The organism is Micromonospora sp. NPDC049891 (genome assembly GCF_040660295.1).
In the GTDB taxonomy this organism is placed as follows: domain Bacteria; phylum Actinomycetota; class Actinomycetes; order Mycobacteriales; family Micromonosporaceae; genus Micromonospora.
The window spans coordinates 150,957-171,272 of record NZ_JBFAML010000003.1 but is presented as its reverse complement, the minus strand read 5'-3'; the positions used below and the strand labels follow the sequence as shown (position 1 = coordinate 171,272).

18 protein-coding genes and 1 tRNA gene are annotated in these 20,316 nt (G+C 70.3%); 12 read left to right on the top strand and 7 right to left on the bottom strand.

Annotation, left to right across the window (positions count from 1 at the left end; all coding sequences use genetic code 11):
• Positions 1–4: 4 nt before the first annotated feature.
• The 3 genes from AB0I71_RS06175 to AB0I71_RS06165 are packed head-to-tail and all read right to left on the bottom strand — an operon-like array spanning position 5 to position 3,841.
• On the bottom strand, positions 5–307 hold the full coding sequence (locus AB0I71_RS06175; RefSeq protein WP_357582160.1) for a hypothetical protein: 303 nt from the start codon (positions 305–307) through the stop codon (positions 5–7).
• Positions 308–309: 2 nt separating this feature from the next.
• Complete coding sequence (locus tag AB0I71_RS06170; RefSeq protein WP_357582159.1) at positions 310–3,024, bottom strand: class E sortase; 2,715 nt, start codon at positions 3,022–3,024, stop codon at positions 310–312.
• Positions 3,025–3,031: 7 nt separating this feature from the next.
• Positions 3,032–3,841 carry a DUF881 domain-containing protein gene (locus AB0I71_RS06165; protein WP_357582158.1) on the bottom strand — a complete coding sequence of 270 codons (810 nt, stop codon included), beginning with the start codon at positions 3,839–3,841 and terminating at the stop codon, positions 3,032–3,034.
• Positions 3,842–4,065: 224 nt separating this feature from the next.
• Between AB0I71_RS06165 and AB0I71_RS06160 the strand changes: the two genes are divergently transcribed.
• From AB0I71_RS06160 to AB0I71_RS06145, 4 genes are all read left to right on the top strand, one after another.
• A complete protein-coding gene (locus tag AB0I71_RS06160; protein WP_099848285.1) occupies positions 4,066–4,332 on the top strand; it encodes a cell division protein CrgA in 267 nt (88 codons plus the stop codon).
• Between the two features lie 277 nt (positions 4,333–4,609).
• Positions 4,610–6,805, top strand: coding sequence for a (Fe-S)-binding protein (locus tag AB0I71_RS06155; protein ID WP_357582157.1), 2,196 nt, complete (start codon positions 4,610–4,612; stop codon positions 6,803–6,805).
• 253 nt (positions 6,806–7,058) lie between these two features.
• Positions 7,059–8,069: an NlpC/P60 family protein gene (locus AB0I71_RS06150; RefSeq protein ID WP_357582353.1), complete on the top strand. Its 1,011-nt coding sequence runs from the start codon at positions 7,059–7,061 to the stop codon at positions 8,067–8,069.
• 444 nt (positions 8,070–8,513) lie between these two features.
• Positions 8,514–9,506, top strand: coding sequence for an NlpC/P60 family protein (locus AB0I71_RS06145; RefSeq protein ID WP_357582156.1), 993 nt, complete (start codon positions 8,514–8,516; stop codon positions 9,504–9,506).
• 62 nt (positions 9,507–9,568) lie between these two features.
• Here the strand turns inward: AB0I71_RS06145 and dcd are convergent, their stop codons facing one another.
• The gene (gene dcd / locus AB0I71_RS06140; protein WP_099852533.1) at positions 9,569–10,147 is read right to left on the bottom strand and encodes a dCTP deaminase; all 579 of its coding nucleotides are present in this window, start codon (positions 10,145–10,147) and stop codon (positions 9,569–9,571) included.
• A 77-nt stretch (positions 10,148–10,224) separates the two neighbouring features.
• Here dcd and AB0I71_RS06135 point away from each other — a divergent pair, with 77 nt between their 5' ends.
• A complete protein-coding gene (locus AB0I71_RS06135) occupies positions 10,225–10,761 on the top strand; it encodes a pyridoxamine 5'-phosphate oxidase family protein (protein WP_357582155.1) in 537 nt (178 codons plus the stop codon).
• A gap of 71 nt (positions 10,762–10,832) precedes the next feature.
• On the opposite strand, the gene AB0I71_RS06130 is transcribed toward AB0I71_RS06135, so the two are convergent.
• Positions 10,833–11,837 (bottom strand): zinc metalloprotease, encoded by a 1,005-nt coding sequence (locus AB0I71_RS06130; RefSeq protein WP_357582154.1) that lies wholly within the window; start codon positions 11,835–11,837, stop codon positions 10,833–10,835.
• Positions 11,838–12,150: 313 nt separating this feature from the next.
• Here AB0I71_RS06130 and AB0I71_RS06125 point away from each other — a divergent pair.
• The 3 genes from AB0I71_RS06125 to AB0I71_RS06115 all read left to right on the top strand — a co-directional run bounded on the left by AB0I71_RS06125 (position 12,151) and on the right by AB0I71_RS06115 (position 14,461).
• Positions 12,151–12,221 (top strand) — tRNA-Gly (locus AB0I71_RS06125).
• A gap of 153 nt (positions 12,222–12,374) precedes the next feature.
• Positions 12,375–13,463 carry a hypothetical protein gene (locus AB0I71_RS06120; RefSeq protein WP_357582153.1) on the top strand — a complete coding sequence of 363 codons (1,089 nt, stop codon included), beginning with the start codon at positions 12,375–12,377 and terminating at the stop codon, positions 13,461–13,463.
• Between the two features lie 119 nt (positions 13,464–13,582).
• Positions 13,583–14,461, top strand: coding sequence for an LLM class flavin-dependent oxidoreductase (locus tag AB0I71_RS06115; protein WP_357582152.1), 879 nt, complete (start codon positions 13,583–13,585; stop codon positions 14,459–14,461).
• 59 nt (positions 14,462–14,520) lie between these two features.
• On the opposite strand, the gene AB0I71_RS06110 is transcribed toward AB0I71_RS06115, so the two are convergent.
• On the bottom strand, positions 14,521–14,952 hold the full coding sequence (locus AB0I71_RS06110; RefSeq protein WP_357582151.1) for an ASCH domain-containing protein: 432 nt from the start codon (positions 14,950–14,952) through the stop codon (positions 14,521–14,523).
• Between the two features lie 80 nt (positions 14,953–15,032).
• On the opposite strand from AB0I71_RS06110, the gene AB0I71_RS06105 reads away from it, so the two are divergent.
• Positions 15,033–15,572 (top strand): alpha/beta hydrolase, encoded by a 540-nt coding sequence (locus AB0I71_RS06105; RefSeq protein ID WP_357582150.1) that lies wholly within the window; start codon positions 15,033–15,035, stop codon positions 15,570–15,572.
• A gap of 77 nt (positions 15,573–15,649) precedes the next feature.
• Here the strand turns inward: AB0I71_RS06105 and AB0I71_RS06100 are convergent, their stop codons facing one another.
• A complete protein-coding gene (locus AB0I71_RS06100) occupies positions 15,650–16,210 on the bottom strand; it encodes a phosphoribosyltransferase family protein (protein ID WP_357582149.1) in 561 nt (186 codons plus the stop codon).
• A 180-nt stretch (positions 16,211–16,390) separates the two neighbouring features.
• On the opposite strand from AB0I71_RS06100, the gene AB0I71_RS06095 reads away from it, so the two are divergent.
• The 3 genes from AB0I71_RS06095 to AB0I71_RS06085 all read left to right on the top strand — a co-directional run bounded on the left by AB0I71_RS06095 (position 16,391) and on the right by AB0I71_RS06085 (position 20,276).
• Positions 16,391–17,026: a septal ring lytic transglycosylase RlpA family protein gene (locus AB0I71_RS06095; RefSeq protein WP_357582148.1), complete on the top strand. Its 636-nt coding sequence runs from the start codon at positions 16,391–16,393 to the stop codon at positions 17,024–17,026.
• Positions 17,027–17,126: 100 nt separating this feature from the next.
• Complete coding sequence (locus AB0I71_RS06090; protein ID WP_357582147.1) at positions 17,127–18,254, top strand: PP2C family protein-serine/threonine phosphatase; 1,128 nt, start codon at positions 17,127–17,129, stop codon at positions 18,252–18,254.
• A 165-nt stretch (positions 18,255–18,419) separates the two neighbouring features.
• Positions 18,420–20,276: an acyl-CoA dehydrogenase gene (locus AB0I71_RS06085; protein WP_357582146.1), complete on the top strand. Its 1,857-nt coding sequence runs from the start codon at positions 18,420–18,422 to the stop codon at positions 20,274–20,276.
• Positions 20,277–20,316: the final 40 nt, after the last annotated feature.

The window sequence follows — 20,316 nt, the reverse complement described above, 5'->3', positions numbered from 1 at the left end:
GGGCTCACTCGTCCTCGTCGGGCGGCGGGGTGTTGTTCCGGTCGGTGTCGTACGGCAGTTCGTGCTCGTCACCCGGTGGGGCGTCGTCGACCGCGCCCTCGTCCCCGGGGCCGAGGTCACCGTCCGGCGCGCCCGGCACGCCGGAGTCCTCCTGGGTCACCTGCACGTCGTCGAAGGGGAGCAGTGGTTCCGCCCAGGGGAAGACCACGTACCACAGCAACGCCACCATCGTGGTGGCCAGCAGCAGGCTGCCGACCAGCTTGCCGGGCAGCCCGAAGGGCAGCTTGCGCCAGATCCAGGCGTACATCGTCAGGTCCCCAGCTCCGCCGGGCGTCCCTCGGCCTTCGGCTGGGTACGCGTCAACTCGGCGTGAATGATCAGCCGCTCGTAATTGTCGAACTTCGGGTTGCAGGTGGTCAGGGTCAGCATCCGCTTCGTGGGTTTCTCGCCCGGTCGACCAGGCACCGGAGCCACCACCTCGACCTGCGTCGGTTTGACGATCAGACTCTCGGTGACCTGGTAGACGTACCAGTCGTTCCGGCCCTCGACCAGGATCGGGTCACCCTTGCGCAGCTCGTCCAGCCGCCAGAAGGTTGCCCGGTTCCGGTGCCCGGCCACGGAGAAGTTGCCCACCTGGCCCGGCCCGGCGCTGTCCGGGTAGTGGCCCGGCGCGTACCGGATGTCCTGCTGGCCGACTCCCTCGACCACGATCCATTCCTTGTCGAACTTCGGAATGTAGAGGCCGGCGATCGGCGTGCCGTGCACCGCCGGCTTGGGCTTGGCGGACGGGCTTGCTGATGCCGCCACCGTCGGGTCCGGCTCGGGTGCCCATGCCTGGGCCAGTTGCTCGCTCAGCTCGCCCTGGTGGGCGTCGACGATCGCCGACTTGCCCCAGATCTCATAGCCGGCGAAGAGCAGCACCACAAGTCCGAAGGTGATCAGCAGCTCGCCACTGAACCGGAGACCTGTGCGCACCCGGGACCAGACCGACGGGCGGGTCAGCTCCGAGTAGACGCTCTTGTAGCCCTCACCCGTCTGGTGGGGGCGCAGCTGCACCACCCGATCGCCGCGGCGCGGCTTCGGTGCCTCGGCCGGCTGGTCGGCACCGTCGGACGGTTCCTCGCCCTTGGGCGGCCTGGGTACGGCACCCATCAGGGCGGTCGAGTCCAGTGCGGGCGGAGTACTCGGCCGGGCCCCGGTGACCGCCGGGATGAGTGCGGTGGCCCCCGGGTCGGCCGATCGGCTCGGCGCGGACGGCTGGCCGGACGCGGAAGCCTGCCCCGGTGTCGTGGACTGGCCGGGTGCTGCCGGGCGGGGCTGCTGGCCAGAGGTGGGGCTGGTCGGGCTGACCGGACGATCCGTGGCCCCCGGGCTCGCCACCGGCTGCCCGTTCGTCGCCCGGTTCGCCCTGGTCGGCTCCGTTCCCCGGCCACCGGCTGCCGGGCCGGCCAGGTCGCCGACCTTCGGCATCAGCGCGGTCGGGCCCTCACCGGACCAGTCAGCCTGGCCGGGTGCGCGGTCCGTCGACTGCCGTGGTGGTTCGACGCCCGGGGTGCCCCGACCCTCAGCCGACCAGGACGGCGTCGTCGGCGGCTGGCCGGGCACCGGGTACGCCGAACCGTTCCCGGCGGGCCTGTCCTGCCCGGGGCGTGGCGCGTGCGGTGCCGGCCTGTCCTGGCCAGCCTGTGCGGGATGCGGCGGCTGCGTCGGGCCGCTCGGGCCCGGCTGTCCGGGATACGGCGGCTGCGCCGGCCCGCCGTTGCTCGGCGGCCCGACGTACGGCGCGTGCGGTGCCGACGCGGCGGTGGCAGGCTGCCCGGACCCGGGACGTGGTGCCTGGGGTGCCGGCGCCACCTGGTTGACCTGCCTGGAGTCGGGACGCGGTGCGTGATCGCCGTAGGGTGCGCCGAACTGCGGTGTCGGCGTTGGTTGCGAAGGCTGTGGTGACTGACCGGACGGTGGCGTGGCCGGCCGCACAGCGGCGGGGTGCGCGGCCCCGGCGGGCGGATTCGCCGGCCCGCTGGGCGGCCAGGTCGCAGCACTGCTCGGCGGCGTCGCTCCCGTCCCGACCCGAGTCTGGTCAGGTGATCCGGTGCCAGGCCAGGGCGGCGGGGTGCCGTTCGCCTCGGCAGTCCCCGGCCCGGCCGGGGTGCCGGCTGGCCCGGTCCATCCCGGCTGACCCACGGGGCCGGTGACGTCCGGGCGACCGGTTCCGGCGTGACCTGGGTCCGCGCTGCCCGGCCGGATGCTGCCCGGCTGCTCGGTGTCACCAGCGCCCCGGGTCGGCTGGAAGGCGCCGCGCCACGGCGTCGGCCCCACCGGAATGTCCGGCTGACCCGACGGCAGGGGTACGCCATGCCACTGGTCTTTGTTCCCCGCGCCCGGTTGCCGGCCGGCGGCGTCACGACCCGGATCGGGCGGGGCATCCCACTGGTTCGCCGTGCGGCCCGGATCGGCCGCGCGCTGCGCGCCCGGTGCCGGGTCCCACTGGTTGGCGCTACGCGCGGCTGTCGCCGGCGCGTCCCACTGGTTCGCCCGGTGGTCCGTGACCGGCGCGGTGTCCCAACGCCCGGCGGGTGCGGTCGGCTGCGCCTGGCCGCTGGCGCCCCGGCGGTCGACCGGAGGCGTGCTGGTCCGCTCCGGTCCCGGTGCCGCGTTCCAGCCGCTCGGTGCGCCGGGCGCGGCTGTGGTCCGAGCAGGCGGATCCGCCGCCGGTGGTGTGTCCCACCGGCCGGCAGCGGCAGGCGAGCTGGCCTCGGCGGTGCCGTCGAAGCGGCCGGAGTTGGTCGGCCGTTGGCCGTCCGGTACCCGACCACCGGCAGGAGCCTGGTCGGTCGGACGCGGAGCCGTGGCCGGTGCCGGGTCGTGCGGTGCCTGGGTCGGCCCGGACCGGGTGGGCAGCACCGGGTCGGGCCAGGCTCCTGCGGCACGGGCGCTTGTGGATTCTGCCCGATCGACCTTGGGCAGGAAGGCGGTCGGCTCGTCGGTCTGGTCGCGGTGCCGACCGTCGGAGTGCGGGCTCACCGCGGGCTCACTGCGGCACCGCCGGCACCGTCGCCGAACGCAGGGTGGTGGAGTCCTCGAAGGCGGGCACCGTGACGGTGCCGGGGGTCTCTGAGTAACCGAGTTGGTAGTTGTTGACCGCGTCCCTGAACCACCGGACTCCCTCGGAAGCGGCGAGGGCCTGCCGGAGTGCGGCGGGGTCGCCAATTGCTACGATCTTGAAAGGTGGGGAGTACACCCGCCCGTGCAGGAGCAGGGTGTTACCCACGCAGCGTACCGCGCTGGTTGCCAGGACGCGCACGTTCATGATTGACATCGCCTCGGCGCCGCCGGCCCAGAGCGCGTTGACCACCGCCTGCACGTCGCCCTGGTGGACGACCAGGTCGTCGTTGGTGGCCCCTTCGGGCAGGTTGCTGAGCTGCGGTGCGTCGTTCAGCTCGACGGTCAGGCCGGAACCGGTGAGGGCGGTGAAGCCGGCGGCGGCCCGACTGGCGGCGGCCCGCTGCTGCTGTTCCCTGATCGGGCCGTCGGAGTTGGCGAGGACGGCCGTCCGGCTCTCGAGCTCCCCGCGCAGCGTGGCGGCCCGCTCCTCGTTCGCCGCCACCTGCGCGCGACGATCCTCGATCAGCTCGGTCAGCTGGGGCCGGCGGTCCTCGCGCAGGGCGGTGCCGCCCGCCGTGGTGGCCGTGGTGGTGAAGAGCAGACCCGCCGCGAGGGCGATCAACGGTACGCCGACCGACCAGAACGGTCGGCGTTGACGTGGCCGTCCGGGCAGCAGCCCGGCGACGAGACGTCGCAGCGCCTTCTGCCACGACGCTGCGCCGGACGTGTACTCCACGGGCCAGTCCCCCCTCGTCGTTCTGCTCCGACGCCGCCCGGTGTGGGCCGGAGCGACAGCGTCCTGCTCTGTTTTCCGGTGCTGCCCGGTACCGGTCTCGCCTCATTCGTGGATCGGACGGGTCTTCCGGACTACGCTAGCTGTCGAACATTATTGGCCATGGACCGTCGCCCTCGCGCCCGGTTGTCAGGCCGGACGAGGTCGTAACCCCTCTGGAGAGCGCCGTGCCCAAGTCTCAGGTCCGCAAGAAGAAGGTGTACACCCCGCCTACGGACGTCCGCCCGACGGCGACGACCGCGGCCACCAACAAGCCCAGCCCGATGTGGCTGCCGGTCCTGGCGGTGTCGCTGATCGTCTTCGGTATCGGCTGGCTGGTGGTCTACTACCTCTCCGAGCAGGAGTACCCGGTCATGGAGCTGGGGTACTGGAACCTGGCTGTCGGTTTCGGCGCGATGGTCGCGTCGCTGATCGTGCTCTCTCGCTGGCGCTGACCCGCAGCTCGACGCCAGGACTGCCCGGCACCACCGGCGGCCCGCCCGAGCGGTGGTGCCGCCGGCCTCCTAAGGTGTGCGCAGGGCAGCGTGGCCCGGAGTGCGAGATGACTCACGTTACTGCTGGGTAACCTTGCGCGTAGGCTGCACTGCATGACCGAGCGGAGCGAGGTCATCGACCGATCAGGTTGAGGTGCGGCGGCGTTGGGTCGACCGATCGCACCGACACCCCGGTCGCCGAGCCGCTCGACAGGCAGCAGACCGGGAGGCCAACTCGATGGGCAGCGTCCAGATCGTCACCACGATCCTCGCGGCCGCCATCACCGCCGTGGCGGTGTGGCTTGCGGTACGCGCGGTCTCGAAGATGGTGGCCGTCATCCGGCTGGGTCAGCCCGATCCGACCCGGTCCGGCGACAAGGTCAGCCGCACCAGGACCATGCTGGCCGAGACCGCCGGGCACACCCGGATGCTCCGCTGGAGCGTGGTGGGCGCGGCGCACTGGTTCGTGATGGTCGGCTTCATCGTGCTGTCGCTGCTGGTGCTTGAGGCGTACTTCGAGGTGGTGTCGCCGACCGGCGGGCTGCCGCTCATCGGTTCCTGGACGCTCTACGGGCTGGTCACCGAGTGGATCGGCATTCTGGGCGTGGTCGGCATCGGGGTCCTGATCGCGATCCGGGTGGCAAACCGACCGAACCGGGCGGGACGCCGGTCGCGGTTCACCGGATCCACCATGTGGCAGGGCTACTTCGTCGAGGCGGTCGTCCTCGCCGTACTGGTCATGGGCTTCGTGATCCGTGGCTTCAAGGTGGCCACCGACCACTTCGAGTACCCCACCTGGGCCACCCCGCTCAGTCACGCGGTCGGTGCCCTGTTGCCGGGCTGGGAGTCCGGTGTCAGCGTCGCCGCGCTCATCAAGATCTCGATCTCGATGGTCTGGGTCATCGTGATCTCGCTGAACGTGACGATGGGTGTCGCCTGGCACCGCTTCCTCGCCTTCCCCAACATCTTCTTCAAGCGCAAGCCGGGTGCGGCCGGCTCCGGCCTCGGCGCACTGCGGCCGATGATGAGCGACGGCAAGCCGCTCGACTTCGAGGAGGCCGACCCGGAGAAGGACCAGTTCGGCGTCGCCCAGGTCGAGCAGTTCACCTGGAAGGGGCTGCTGGACTTCAGCACCTGCACCGAGTGCGGTCGCTGCCAGTCGCAGTGCCCGGCGTGGAACACCGGAAAGCCGCTGTCGCCGAAACTGCTGGTGCTCAGCCTGCGCGACCACGCGTACGCCAAGGCGCCCTACCTGCTGGCCGGAGGTGGCAAGGACCTCACCGGTGAGGAGAAGGCCACCGCCGCGCAGCTCGCCCACCTCGACGTGCTGGCCCTCGCCGAGGCGGAGAAGCCGCTGATCGGCGACGCGGAGTCCGGCGGTGTGATCGACCCCGACGTGCTCTGGTCCTGCACCACCTGCGGTGCCTGCGTCGAGCAGTGCCCGGTCGACATCGAGCACGTCGACCACATCGTCGACATGCGCCGCTACCAGGTGCTCATCGAGTCCAGCTTCCCCTCCGAGGCCGGCGTGATGCTGCGCAACCTGGAGAACAAGGGCAACCCGTGGGGCGCGCCGCAGAACACCCGGGAGGACTGGACCAAGGGCCTCGACTTCGAGGTGCCCCGGGTCGGCGAGGTCGAGGACTTCGAGTACCTGTTCTGGGTGGGCTGTGCCGGTGCGTTCGAGGACCGGGCGAAGAAGACCACCCGGGCCGTCGCGACCCTGCTCAACGAGGCCGGCGTCTCGTTCGCCATCCTCGGTGAGGGGGAGACCTGCTCCGGTGACCCGGCCCGCCGGATCGGCAACGAGTTCGTCTTCCAGATGCTGGCCCAGCAGAACGTCGAGACCCTCAACGAGGCGTTCGAGGGCCGGGAGAAGGCCAAGCGCAAGATCGTGGCGACCTGCCCGCACTGCTTCAACACCCTCGGCAACGAGTACGGCCAGCTGGGCGGCGAGTTCGAGGTGGTGCACCACACCCAGTTGCTGGCCCACCTGGTCGCCACCGGCAAGCTCACCCCGGTGCAGCCGGTCGACGGCGGCGTCACCTACCACGACCCGTGTTACCTGGGCCGGCACAACCGGGTCTTCACCCCGCCGCGCGAGGTGCTGGGCAGCGCGATCGAGGGTGAGCTGACCGAGATGCCGCGTAACAGCGAGCGCTCCTTCTGCTGCGGTGCCGGTGGCGCCCGGATGTGGATGGAGGAGCGGATCGGCAAGCGGATCAACGTGGACCGGGTCGAGGAGGCCATGTCCACCGGGGCCAGGACTGTCGCCGTCGGTTGTCCGTTCTGTTCGACGATGCTCACCGACGGGGTGAACGGCAAGGGCGCTGGGGAGCAGGTCGAGGTGATCGACGTGGCCAGCGTGCTGCTCCGGTCGGTGAAGCCCGAGCGGGTCGGTGGCGCCGAGGAGAGCACGCCGGTGGCCGGCTGACCGGCGCGTACGCAACGGGCGGGGCGGCACCTCCACGGGTGTCGCCCCGCCCCGTTTTTGCATTGACGTACATAACTGTAACGAATTGGCCGACACCCTTAGTGTGCGTACCGTCGCGCAAAGGTGAATGAGCCGTTGGTCGCCTTGATTCCCCACCGCGCCTTCCCTAATGTGAGGCACCGACCGCCGTGGGTCGTCTGTTCCCGCCTCTTACCGCTCGCGGGACGCCCGGTGGTCGGTTGCAAAGGAGACGCTGCCGGTGGCAACCATGCCCCTCCATCGTCGCGCGCCGGGACGATCCCGTCCGAGCGGTCTGCGTAGGGCCGCGCGTGGGCTGGTCGTCCTCGTCGCCGCCGCCGCGGTCGGTGCCGGCCTGCTCGCCGCCCCCGCGTACGCCGCACCCTCGGTCGAGGAGATCGAGGCACAGATCGACAAGCAGTGGCAGAAGCTGGAACCGACAATCGAGCAGTACAACAAGGTGCGCTCCCAGCTACGGGTCAACCGGCAGAAGTCGAAGAGCCTGGAGAAGAAGATTCAGCCGCTGGCTCTGGAGACGGAGCTGGCGATGAACCGGGTCGCCGACCTCGCCTCCCGCTACTACATCACCGGACCCTCCCAGGAACTCGGCGTCGTGCTGCTCAACGCGAAGCCCGATGAACTCGGTGAGCAGATGGCCCTGCTCGACCGGCTCGCCTCGCAGGAGCGCCGCGAGCTCGAGGGCGTCATGAAGATCCGCAAGAAGTACGACGACCAGAAGGCCAAGCTCGACGGTCTGATCGCCGAGCAGGAGGCGAAGGAAAAGCAGCTCGCGGCGAAGAAGAAGCAGATCGACGCCGAGATCAAGCGGCTGGAGAAGTCGCTGCCGGTGACCGTCGTGAAGACGACCAACTGCCCGACCATCAAGGACGTGGTGAGCGCGGCTGCCCGGACCGCCATCAAGACGGCCTGCGCACAGGTCGGCAAGCCGTACGTCTGGGGTGCCACCGGGCCGAACTCGTTCGACTGCTCAGGTCTGACCCAGTACGCGTACCGGGCCGCCGGTATCTCGCTGACCCACTTCACCGGTGCCCAGTGGAACGAGGGCAAGGCCATCTCCCGCTCCGACGCCCGCCCTGGTGATCTGGTGTTCTTCTTCAGCGACCTGCACCACGTCGGGCTATACCTGGGCAACAACCAGATGGTGCACGCGGCTCGAGCTGGTAAGCCGGTGAACGTCTCGCCCATCACGACCATGCCGCTCGCCGGCTTCCGCCGACCCGGCTGAGTCACCAGCGTCCGCTGAGCGGTCGCGCAGGAACGCCCGAGGGCCCCCGGTCAAGTGACGGGGGCCCTCGCCGTTGTCGGATGTCAGCACCCACAGTGATGGCGCGGTTGTGTTGCGTATCGACGCTGATCGTCCCTACGCTGGTCAATCGTCGGCCCGCTGACAGCTCCGCCCACCCGGGTGGTAACGGTCCGACACCGCCGAGTCGCTCACGAGCGAGCCGGGTGCCCAGGTGCCCGGGGTGAATCCGCGAGTCGTCGCGGTAGGGCGTCCCCTCCCGCCCGAACCCATCAGCCGCGAGAGACCGACAACAGGCCGGTGGAGCGGGGCACACCGCATTCCACTCCTGTTGCCCGTCCTACAGCCCGGTAGGCGGTCCGGAGAGAGGGAGAACTGAGCCCGGTGGCACACCATGCCCCGCGGCCACCGTCACCGCGGCCGGGGATGCCCGGCCGACCGACGGCTGTGCCGCGCTTCCGCTGGTACCGCTGCATACCTGCCGTCCTGGCCGCGACCGCCGTGATGCTGACCGGCGGCGCGGCGGCGGCCTGGGCCGACCCGACGGTCGCCGACATCGAGCGCCGGATCGACGAGGACTGGAACCGGCTCGAACCCGTCATCGAACAGCACAACGCCACCCGGCAGGACCTGGCCGGCAAGCGGCGCGAAGCGGAGGCCCTGGCCAGCCGGATCGCGCCGCTGCAACGCCAGGTGGACGAGGCGTTGGACCGGGTCGGCAAGCTCGCTGCCCGTGCCTACAAGGGTGAGCAGGTACGGGTCGTCAACACGCTGCTCGGCAGCCGGTCGCCGGGCGAGGTGTTCGAGCAGCTCGGCCTGCTCGACCGCTACGCCCGCTTCCAGCAGCAGGATGTGCGGCACGCGAGTGAGCTGCGCGACGAACTCACCGCGGCCAAGGCCGGGCTGGACCGCACCATCGGTCAGCTCACCCGCACCGAGGCCGATCTCGCGGCGAAGCGACGGCAGATCGACGCCGAGATCGACAGGTTGCAGCGGCTCCGGCTGCGGGCGTACGGGAACGGGGGTGGTGGGCCGTTGCGGCCGGCCCCCTGCCCGGCCAGTTATCCCGGCGGGCCGGCCGGCGAGGCGGTCACCTTCGCCTGCGACCAGATCGGCAAGCCGTACTCCTGGGGTGCCGAGGGGCCGAACGCGTACGACTGTTCCGGGCTGACGTTGGCCGCGTGGTCGCGGGCCGGTGTCTCGTTGCCGCACAACGCGGCGCGGCAACGTCGGGCCACCGCCTCGGTCAGCCGCAGCGCGCTACGCCCCGGTGACCTCGTCTTCTACTACCGGGACCTGCACCACGTCGGCATGTACGTCGGCGACGGCTGGGTGGTGCACGCCTCCCGGGCGGGTCAGCCGGTCAAGATGAAACGGCTCGACAGCAGCCCGGTGCACAGCTTCGGACGACCCGGCTAGCGCGGCGTCCGGGACGGTGGCCCGGTTCCTGGCCGACGTCGACCTCTGGCCCGCCCGCGAAGTCAGCGGGTGGGCCAGGTACGCCAGCTCTGCCAGGCACGGCTCGGCGTCGGGCCGCGCTGACCCTGGTAGCGGGAGCCGTAGACAGCCGATCCGTACGGGTGCTCGGCCGGCGAGGAGAGCCGGAAGATGCAGAGCTGGCCGATCTTCATACCCGGCCAGAGGGTGATCGGCAGGTTTGCCACGTTCGACAGCTCCAGCGTGACGTGACCGGAGAAGCCTGGGTCGATGAAGCCAGCGGTGGAGTGGGTGAGCAGACCGAGCCGGCCCAGGCTGGACTTGCCTTCGAGCCGACCGGCGAGCTGGTCGCCCAGCGAGATGACCTCCAGCGTGGAGGCGAGCACGAACTCGCCCGGGTGCAGCACGAAGGCCTGGCCGTCGGGCACCTCGACGGCGGAGGTGAGGTCGTCCTGTCGGGTGGCCGGGTCGATGTGGGTGTAGAGGTGGTTGTTGAAGACCCGGAACAGTTTGTCCAGACGTACGTCGATGCTGGAGGGCTGCACCAGGGTGGGCTCGAAGGGGTCGAGCGCCAGGGTGCCCGCCTTGATCTCGGAGACCAGGTCACGGTCGGAGAGCAGCATCGCCACACCATAGCTGCCGGTATGCGACAGGCGTGTCGGGCTACCCGCTTCGAACGTGTGTTCGATAGGATGTCCGCATGGCTTCCTGGTCCGAATTCGCCGCTGACGAGCCTCGACTCGCCGACGGGATCCGCCTTCTCATGCAGCAGTACGGCCCGGGCTTCGGCTACCTGGCCACGGTCCGCTCCGACGGCGGGCCCCGGGTGCACCCGGTCTCCCCGGTGATCACCGATGACGGTCTCTACTGTTTCGTGATCGACTCACCGAAGCGGCGCGACCTGGAACGCGACGGTCGCTACGCGCTGCACTCGTTCCCGCCGGAGGAGAGCGACGACGAGGCGTACGTAGCCGGGCGCGCCCGGCCCGTGACGGACGACGCCACAGTCGCCCGGCTGGCGTTCGCGGCGCGGGCCGCCCCGCACGCCGACTGGCGCCTTTTCGAGTTCACTGTCGACGTGGCGATGCTGGCCCGACGTGAGCAGTCGGTGGGTGGGCCGAGCGAGTTGGCGTCCCGCCCGGCCGTCCAGGTCTGGCTCGACCCGGCCGGCGCCGCACCTCAGGCCACCCGGCCGGTCCCGGCCCACTCCGGGCGGCATCACCGCCGCGCCGCCTGACCCCGCACACACGCAGGTGCCGGCCCCGTCCCACGGAGCCGGCACCTGCGGTACGCGGTGCTGCGAACGCGCTATGCCGCGCGGTAGGCGTTCCAGGCGCTGATCATGCGGGTGGCCTGGCCTGCGGTGAACTGGTACATGCAGGAGTCGTACGAGTAGTCCATGAAGTTGGTGATCGGGTCCAGGCCCGCACTTGAGCAGGTGTCCCGGCCGGTCGGGCAGCCGCTGGCCGGCGAGGCCTCGGCGGGGGTGTCCCCGACCTGGTCGCCGCTGCCCGAGCAGCCGCCTTGGAAGGTGTGGTACAGGTTCAGCCAGTGGCCGACCTCGTGGGTGCCGGTGTCGCCCTGGTTGTAGTTGGTGGCGGTGCCGCCGGGCAGCGATTCGCTCAGCACGACCACGCCGTCCATCACGTTGAGGCTGCTCTGCGGGAAGGTCGCCCAGCCCAGCAGGTTGTTGCTGAGCGCACCGAGGTAGATGTTGAGCGTCGCCTTGTTGCCCTGGCGAAGCTGGGTCTTCATCTGCCGCTCGGCCGTGGAGCCCTGCCGGATCGGGTACCACGAGGTGTTGGTCACCCGGTTGATGCTCTGCAACTGGAAGGCGAAGGCGGTGGCCGCCCCACCCGTGGCACCGCTGAACGACTGGTTCAACACGTTGATCTGCGACTGGATCATCGAGTCGGGGATGTTGCCGCCGGCCCGGGTGGTGTCCTTGCGGATCACGTGTACCACCACCGGGATGGTGACCGAGGCCGCCGCGGCCTGGGTGCTCAGCGTACGTTGGCCAACTCGCTTGGCTCGCTCCTGCAGGATGTCGGCGAACTCGGCCTCGCGCTGGTGCACCTGGGCGAGGGTGAGCTGGTTCGGATCGTGCTCGACGGCACCGCCACCCTTGGCGCGGGCCAGGGTGCCCGTCGGATCCTCACACACCTCGTCGGCGGTGGCGGCGGCCACCGCCGGGCTCGCGGTCGTGGTGGCGGCCGGCAGCAGGCCGACCGTTGCCACGCCGAGCACCAGGGCGAACGACGTCGAAGCGATGCCGGCCATGCGCCGGTTCAGCAGGACGGGACGCAGTCCCATAAGCCCACCTCTTTCTGGCGACGCGACCGGGGGTTGTGTCGCGCCGTGCGGAAAACGTGGGGCAGACGTTACAACCCATAGACAGATTTGAACATGGCCATATGTTGCGTTGATGAAACTTCTTGCCGGTCCGTCCGGCCACCTCGCCCGGAGTCCAAGATCCACGCACTTTCGGTGATGTTGCTGCCTCCGGCCCGCCGCGACGCAGCAGCATCGGGGCTGCTGCCGTCTCGGACCGACCGCGACGCGCAGCGCGCGGGGCTGGAGCCCTGGATGCATCAGGGTGGGCGGCTCGGGTAGAGTGATTTCGCCTGCGGGTGTAGTTCAATGGCAGAACATCAGCTTCCCAAGCTGACAGTGCGGGTTCGATTCCCGTCACCCGCTCGGATCCGAAGGCCCTGGCCAGGACGCATGTCCGCCGGGGTCTTCGACGTTCCGCCGCCCCGAGCACCCCACGGGCACTCGGCAGCGCGTTTTGCTGCCTCCTGCCGACTGCGGTGGCTATCGCCGGTGGTGTCTGGGCGGTCAGTCGATCTCGTGACCGTCGCTGAGGACCTGCGCGTCGGCCGGCAGTCTGGCGTCGGATTGGCGCCGAAGCGCCAAAGAGAGCCAACTGTCCACTTTGACCCTTGGGGTCATGCGGCCGGCCCGCCGTTCCTAGGCTCTCCAGCGAGGAACGCCTATTCCCTGGAGAAAGAGGCATCCATGACCATGCGCACCAGGCGGGCCATCGCGGCAACGCTCATCACGGGCGTTGTGACCGCGACCGGCCTGCTGACGGGGGTGGCTGCGGCTCAGGCAGATCCGGTGACCGCCGGCACCTTCACGATGGCCGGTGACCCCGGCGACTACATCACCGGCGGCGCCACCTACAACTACGATGCCGCCGCTGGCGACCAGATGTCGATCCGCGCCGACGACCAGCTTCGTGGCGTCTACCTGTCGATCAACGGCAGGAACGGCGACTGGTGGTCGATGGACCTCAAGGCGCCGGCGGGGCAGCAGCTCGCCGTCGGCAACTACCCGGATGCCACCCGCGCACCGTTCAGCGGCGCGGGCGCCGGCATCGACATCAGCGGCAACGGTCGGGGCTGCAACACCATCACGGGCTCGTTCGTCGTCGCCGACGTCGCCTTCGGCCCGCACGGCTACGTGGAGCGCCTCGACGCCACCTTCGAGCAGCACTGCGAGGGCGGCACCCCGGCCCTGCGCGGGCGGGTCGTGATCGGCAATCCGCCGCCGCCGGCCCCGCTGGAGTTCACCGTCACGCCGGCTGCCGACGGCGTCTTCAGCAAGCTGAACGGCAAGGCCACCGTGCACGGCACGGTGGTCTGCAACGCGGACGCGACCGTGCAACTCAACGGCCTGGTGACCCAGGTCAAGAACAAGGTCATTATCCGTGGCCCGTTCAGCGGCCAGGTCGACTGCGTCCAGGGTGTGACGGCGCAGTGGTCCGCCACGGCGGACCCGACCGGCACCACCCCGTTCCAGAAGGGGAAGGTCGAGGTCACCGGCAGCGCCTGGGCGAACGACCCGAACTACCAGGGTGAGATCGTGCGGGCCGAGATCCCGGCGACCACTGTGACGCTGACCCGGGCACCGGCCGCGGTCGAAGCCCGTATGTGAGCGCGACGGGCGTGACGCGCCCGCCGAGGCACCACGGGGCCCGGTCCGAGGGAAGATCCTCGGGCCGGGCCTCTGCCGTGCACCGGCGGTGCGACCGCGGTCCCCGTACGCTGGTGATCATGAGGATTGGCATCGTGATCCTGCCTGACCAGCGCTGGTCGGTGGCCCGGCACCGGTGGCGACGGGCCGACGAGTGGGGTTTCGACCACGCCTGGACGTACGACCATCTCGGCTGGCGCGATCTGGTGGACGGGCCCTGGTTCGACTCGATGACGACGTTGACCGCCGCCGCGACGGTGACCTCCCGGATCCGGCTCGGCACGCTCGTCGCCTCGCCGAACTTCCGGCATCCGGCGACCTTCGCCCGGCAGGTGACCGCGTTGGACGACGTCTCCGCCGGGCGGGCACTGCTCGGCCTCGGCGCGGGCGGCATCGGGTTCGACGCGGCCGTGCTCGGCGGTGAGACGCTCACGCCACGGCAGCGGGTGGACCGGTTCGCCGAGTTCACCGAGTTGCTCGACGCGATTCTGCGGCAGGACGGGACCACCTGGCGGGGCGACTGGTTCGCGGCGGTGGACGCGCGGAGCAGTCCCGGCTGCGTACAGGAACCCCGGGCACCGTTCGTGGTGGCCGCCAACGGGCCCCGGTCGATGCGGATCGTGGCCCGCTTCGGTCAGGGCTGGGTGACCAACGGTGCCGGCGGGGACGACCTGAACGACTGGTGGGCCGGGGTGGCTGAGGTGACCACCCGACTCGACGGTGCCTTGGCGGCCGAGGGGCGCGACCCGGCCAGCCTGGACCGCTACCTGTCGCTGGACTCGGCACCCGTCTTCTCGTTGAGTAGCGCGCAGTTCTTCGCCGATCAGGTGGAGCGGGCGGCGAAGCTCGGTTTCACCGATGTGATCACGCACTGGCCGCGGGAGAGCGGCTGGTACGCCGGTGACGAGGCGGTCCTGGCCGACGTCGCCACCCGCCTCCTGCCCGAGCTGCACAGCTGAACCTACGGCGCCGCCGCCTCCCGGCCCGCGTCCGGAGGCCGACCGCCGGACGGGTCGGCTCAGGTGCCGAGGTCGCCGGTGGCGACGCCGCCGACCCCGGCGGACACCAGGCGGAAGCGTACGCAGACGATCTGGCTGTCGTCGGTGACCGGCGTGCCGACGCGAGCCCAGTAGGCGGCGTGCCCGGCCCGCCACTCCTCGATCGAGCGGTCGCCCTCCCCCTCGGCGCGGGCGAAGTCCCACGGCACCTCGGCGAACCGGGTCACCTCGATGCCTGTCACCTGGACAACGGCCACCAGGGCGTCCGCGTCGTCGACGAGAGCCAGCCGCTCCCCGACGTGCTCAAGTTCCTCCCCCTCCTCGGCGTACTCGCCGAGCAGGCCGGCGGTGGCGGTCTTCACGCCGGCCAGCACGAGGGTGTTGAGGCGCGTCCGTAGTTCACCGGGGGTGCCGAGGGCTAGCGCGCGGAGTCCGCCGATCCGGGGCCACATCCTGCCGAGGCTACCGCCCGCTCGCGGGCATCCGGTGGTGCTTCTGCCGTCCCGGAAGGGTTTGAATGGGGGTACGGTCGATGGCCGACGACAAGGAGATGTCCATGGCGGACCGACGGGCGGTGCTCATCCCGGGGCGCGGGTACGACACCCGGTACCCCCTCTTTCTCTACCTGGGCGAGGCGCTGCGCCGGGTCGGTTTCGGGCTGCACGGGATCTCCTGGCAGGTGCCGGAACATTTCGACATCGACACCATCGGCAGGTGGGTGTGTGACCAGGTCGCTCCGACCTTGAACGAGCGGACGGACCTGCTGGTCGGTAAGTCGCTCGGCACCCTCGCCGCGCCGCTCGCGGCCGGCCGGGGGCTGCCCGCCGTCTGGCTCACCCCGTTGCTGCACCGGGGTGACGTGGTCGACGCGCTGCGCCGGGCCACCGCGCCGTTCATCCTGGTCGGTGGCACCGCCGACTCGTCCTGGGACGGCGGGGTCGCTCGGCGGCTCACCCCGCACGTGTTGGAGATCCCCGGTGCCGACCACGCGCTGATGGTCCCCGGCCCGCTGGCCCGCTCCGCCGAGGCCCTCGGCCAGGTCTGCACCGTGGTCGAAGACTTCGTCCGCTGACTCCCAACCCTCTTCCTCCCCGTTGATCATGAAGTTGTTGTCGCGACACACCGATGTGTGGGACAACAACTTCATGATCAATGGGGTGAGTCGGGGAGGTCGGCGGTGGTGAGGAGGGCGGTGATGCGTAGGTTCGTCGCCACTGTCGGCGGGCAGGTGGCCACCACGGCGGCGGTACCTACCGGTTCGGCTCCTCGCGTCATGCAGATCTCGTAGAGAGCGCGTACCTGGGCGGCGGTGTCCACCCAGTCGTCCACCACCAGCACCCGGTCGTCCGGACCCAGGTGCCGGTCACGCACCGCCAGGTCCACCCGCCGGCCGCGGAAGTCGGGGGGACTCTGCGCCCAGGTCAGCGAGCCGGCGGGCAGCCGCCCGTCACCCGGCTTGTGCGCCGCCACGAACCCCACGCCGAGGGCGGTGGCCGCCATCGGCCCGAGGAGGAACCCGGTGACGGCGGGGGACACCACCACCGTGGGCCGGGCCGCCCGGAACGGGGCGACAAGCGCGGGCCCCAGTGCGGCGAGCGTCGCCGGGTCGCGCCACCACCCGGAGGTGTCGCTGACCAGGTGGCTCGAACCCGGACCGGGGTCGACCCATCCGAACAGCTCGACGAGGCGTTCTCTCAGCTCAGCGGGCATGTCACCATCCTGCGCCAGGCACCTGCCGAGCACCGGCCCGCCCGGCCCACCATGGATCGGATGATCGGCTGCACGTATCACCGCAATTACGGGCATAACATCATGATCACGTTGACTTCGGAAGTGCTTCTCTCGTTATGGTCCGACCCGGTTTGACCCGCTGAGAAAGGACCCGGGCCGGTGGCTGGTAAGCACTCCCGTACCCGCAGGATCACCTCGCCGGCCGGTCTCACGGCCAGCGCCGTGGTGGCGGTCGCGCTCGCCGTCGGTGGCACCGTCGGCGCCGTACGGCTGACCGCCGAGTCGGAGCCGGTACGACCGGCCGCGATCGACCTGTCGCCGACCAGCGAGACCAGCAGCCCTGCACCCGGCTCGCCTAGTGCGTCGCCGAGTGCCAGCGCCAGTGCCTCGCCGAGTCCGACGGTGAGTCCGACGCCGAGCCGCACCGCACAGGCGCCGTCGCGCAGCAAGCAGCGTACGGCCAGCCCGACGCCGAAGCCGACGGCCAAGAAGACGACGGCCCGCCCGGTGGTCGACACCGGCTCCTGCGGTGCGTCCTTCTACTGGCAGGGGCAGATGACCGCCAACGGCGAGACGTTCAACCCGGAGGGGATGACGGCCGCTCACAAGACCCTGCCCTTCGACACGAAGGTGCGGGTGACCAACCCGGCCAACGGCAAGTCGGTCACCGTCCGGATCAACGATCGCGGTCCGTTCATCGAGGGACGCTGCCTGGATCTGGCGCGGGGGGCGTTCGCCGAGATCGCGTCGCTCGACCTCGGTCACATCGAGGTTCGCTACGAGGTGCTCGGCTGAGCCGGTGGAGCGCCGCGATCGGCTCCGGCGCTGGATCCTCGCGGCCAGAACCATCTCGTCCGAGGGGCCAGGTTCATTCTTTCGCTCACGTACATCGGGCATGCTGTCGGATGTACGCACGCAACTCCTCCAGCCGGGCCGCGGCCCGCTGAGCCCCGGATCCCGCGCCGGCCTCGGCGCGGCCCTCGTCCTGCTCGCAATCGTCTCGGCTGTCGAGCTGGCGGATGGTCGCACGGCGAACTACATCGCACTGATGGTTGCCGCGCCGTTTCTGGCCGCCGCGCTCGCCTCGTGGCGGATCGTGCTCGGCGTCGGTGCCGCCGCCTCCGTGCTGGGGGCGACCTTCGCCCTGGCCGAGCGGACGGTCTCGCTATCCACGGCCGTCGCGGTGGTCGGCATCGCGTTGGGCACGGGCATCGCGGGAGCGGTGGCGGCGGTACGACAGCGGCAGGCGGAGCAGATCGCCGAGTTGTCGAAGCTGGCCATGGTGGCTCAGCAGGCGGTGCTGCGCCCCCTCGGCCCGAGGGTGGGCGCCCTCTCCGTCGCCGGCCGGTACATATCGTCGACCGCCACGGCGGAGATCGGCGGTGACCTCTACGAGGCGATCGAGACCCCGTACGGCGTTCGGATGATCATCGGTGACGTGCGCGGCAAGGGTCTGGAGGCGGTCCGGCTGGCGAGCATCGTGCTCGGCTCGTACCGGCACGTGGCGTACGAGCGGGCCGATCTGCGGGCCGTGGTGACGGATCTGGACCGGGCGGTGGCGCGCAACGTCGGCGACGAGGACTTCGTCACCGCCGCGCTCGTCGAGGAGCGCGGTGGCACGCTCACCATCGTCAACTGCGGGCATCCCGCGCCGCTGCTGCTGCGTCGTGGCTCGGTGATCTCTCTTGAGCCGCCCGCGCCGGCGCCCCCGCTCGGTTTCATGCCGGTGGTCCGACCGCGGGTCGAACGGCTGGAGCCGGGCGACCGGTTGCTGTTGTTCACCGACGGGCTCGGCGAGGCGCGGCGGGACGGCGAGTTCTTCCCCACCACGGATCGGGCCTGGCGGTTGCTCGGCCACGGTACGGTCGGCGACGGCCTCGCCTCCCTGGAGACCGCTCTTGTCGAATGGGTGCACGGCCGGCTGGACGATGACATCGCACTGGTCCTGATGGAGTACACGGGCTCACCGGGCGATGTGACGACGGCGGTGCCGAGCTGGGAGGTCGGTGCGGCCGAGGGGTGAGGACCCTTCCGGTCGCGCCGTCTCAGGTGACCACGGTTGGCGTGCACCTGAACGGCAGGTGTGTAATGCCTGTCACTGTCCGGACCGGCTTGTCGCTGCCTACCCGCGAGTAATAGAGTCGGGGTTACTGATCGGTAACACCTGTCCGGAAGCGGGGCCAGCGACATGACCCACTACAAGAGCAACCTTCGGGACCTCGAATTCAACCTGTTCGAGGTGTTCGGAGCGGACCGGGCGTTCGGCCAGGAGCCGTACTCCGACCTCGACGTCGACACCGCGCGGACCTTCCTCGCCGAGGTCGACCGGCTGGCTCGGGAGGACCTGGCCGCCAGTTACCAGGACAGCGATCGCACCCCGCCGGTCTTCGACCCGGCCACGCACACCGCGCCGCTGCCGGAGTCGTTCAAGAAGTCGTACCGGGCCTTCATGGAGTCCGAGTTCTGGCGCCTGGACCTGCCCTCGGAGCTGGACGGCACCAACGCTCCCCGGGCGCTGTGGTGGGCGCTCGCCGAGCTGGTGCTCGGCGCGAACGCGCCGGTCTGGATGTACGCCTCCGGCCCCTCCTTCGCGCACGTGCTGCACGTCGAAGGCACTGAGCAGCAGAAGAAGTGGGCCAAGCTCTTCATCGACAAGCAGTGGGGCTCCACAATGGTGCTCACCGAGCCGGACGCCGGCTCGGACGTGGGTGCCGGTCGTACCCGGGCGATCCCGCAGCCGGACGGCTCGTGGCACATCGAGGGCGTCAAGCGCTTCATCACCTCGGGTGAGCACGACCTGAGCGACAACATCGTCCACTACGTACTGGCCCGCCCGGTAGGCGTGGAGGGCGTGGGCGGCCCCGGCACCAAGGGCCTGTCGCTGTTCGTCGTCCCGAAGTACCACTTCGACGAGAGCACCGGCGAGTTGGGCGAGCGTAACGGCGTCTTCGCCACGAACGTCGAGCACAAGATGGGCCTGAAGGTCTCCAACACCTGCGAGATCACCTTCGGTGAGCACGGTGTACCGGCCAAGGGCTGGCTGCTGGGCGAGAAGCACGACGGCATCCGGCAGATGTTCATGATCATCGAGTACGCCCGGATGATGGTCGGCACCAAGGCCATCGCCACCCTGTCCACCGGTTACCTCAACGCGCTTGAGTACGCCAAGAACCGGGTCCAGGGCGCCGACCTGACCCAGATGGCGGACAAGACCGCCCCGCGGGTGGCCATCACCGCGCACCCCGACGTGCGTCGCTCGCTGCTGCTGCAGAAGTCGTACGCCGAGGGCCTGCGGGCGCTTGTCCTCTACACCGCCACCTGGCAGGACAAGGTCGCCATGGCGGAGGCGGCCGGCGACGAGAAGGCCATCAAGCTGGCGAAGCGGGTGAACGACCTGCTCCTCCCGCTGGTCAAGGGCGTCGGCTCGGAGCGGGCGTACGAGCTGCTCGGGCACGAGTCGCTGCAGACCTTCGGCGGCTCCGGCTTCCTCCAGGACTACCCGCTGGAGCAGTACGTCCGGGACGCCAAGATCGACACGTTGTACGAGGGCACCACCGCGATCCAGAGCCTCGACCTGATCTTCCGGAAGATCGTCCGCGACAACGGCAAGGCACTGATGGCCGTGGCCGGCGAGATCCAGGAGTTCATCGCCACCGAGGCGGGCAACGGCCAGCTCAAGGAGGAGCGTCAGGCGCTCGGCAAGGCACTCGCCGAGATCCAGAACATCCTCGCCGTGATGACCGGCTGGTTGGGTGAGGCGCAGGGTGGGGACACCCGGGCGCTGTACAAGGTCGGACTCGGCAGCCGGCGGTTCCTGCTGGCGATCGGCGACCTGGTCGTCGGCTGGCTGCTGCAGAAGCAGGCCGACGTGGCGCTGAAGGCCCTCGCCGGTGAGGTGACGGCGACGGACAAGGCGTTCTACACCGGAAAGGTGGCCGCCGCCCGGTTCTTCGCCCGCGAGGTGCTGCCCCGCATCGGCGCCGACCGGCGGATCATCGAGAGCACCGACCTGGACGTCATGGACCTCCCGGAGGAGGCGTTCTGAGTCACGGGGCACCCGACCGCGACGTGCGGTAGAAAACGCG

Bases quoted from the DNA above. Each gene is read 5' to 3' on its own strand.
- AB0I71_RS06135 (WP_357582155.1), top strand. From the start codon at position 10,225: ATGGCTTCCTGGTCCGAATTCGCCGCTGACGAGCCTCGACTCGCCGAC.
- dcd (WP_099852533.1), bottom strand. From the start codon at position 10,147: ATGCTGCTCTCCGACCGTGACCTGGTCTCCGAGATCAAGGCGGGCACC.
- AB0I71_RS06085 (WP_357582146.1), top strand. From the start codon at position 18,420: ATGACCCACTACAAGAGCAACCTTCGGGACCTCGAATTCAACCTGTTC.
- AB0I71_RS06105 (WP_357582150.1), top strand. From the start codon at position 15,033: ATGGCCGACGACAAGGAGATGTCCATGGCGGACCGACGGGCGGTGCTC.
- AB0I71_RS06110 (WP_357582151.1), bottom strand. From the start codon at position 14,952: ATGTGGCCCCGGATCGGCGGACTCCGCGCGCTAGCCCTCGGCACCCCC.
- AB0I71_RS06175 (WP_357582160.1), bottom strand. From the start codon at position 307: ATGTACGCCTGGATCTGGCGCAAGCTGCCCTTCGGGCTGCCCGGCAAG.
- AB0I71_RS06130 (WP_357582154.1), bottom strand. From the start codon at position 11,837: ATGGGACTGCGTCCCGTCCTGCTGAACCGGCGCATGGCCGGCATCGCT.
- AB0I71_RS06100 (WP_357582149.1), bottom strand. From the start codon at position 16,210: ATGCCCGCTGAGCTGAGAGAACGCCTCGTCGAGCTGTTCGGATGGGTC.
- AB0I71_RS06145 (WP_357582156.1), top strand. From the start codon at position 8,514: ATGCCCGGCCGACCGACGGCTGTGCCGCGCTTCCGCTGGTACCGCTGC.
- AB0I71_RS06090 (WP_357582147.1), top strand. From the start codon at position 17,127: ATGCTGTCGGATGTACGCACGCAACTCCTCCAGCCGGGCCGCGGCCCG.
- AB0I71_RS06155 (WP_357582157.1), top strand. From the start codon at position 4,610: ATGGGCAGCGTCCAGATCGTCACCACGATCCTCGCGGCCGCCATCACC.
- AB0I71_RS06115 (WP_357582152.1), top strand. From the start codon at position 13,583: ATGAGGATTGGCATCGTGATCCTGCCTGACCAGCGCTGGTCGGTGGCC.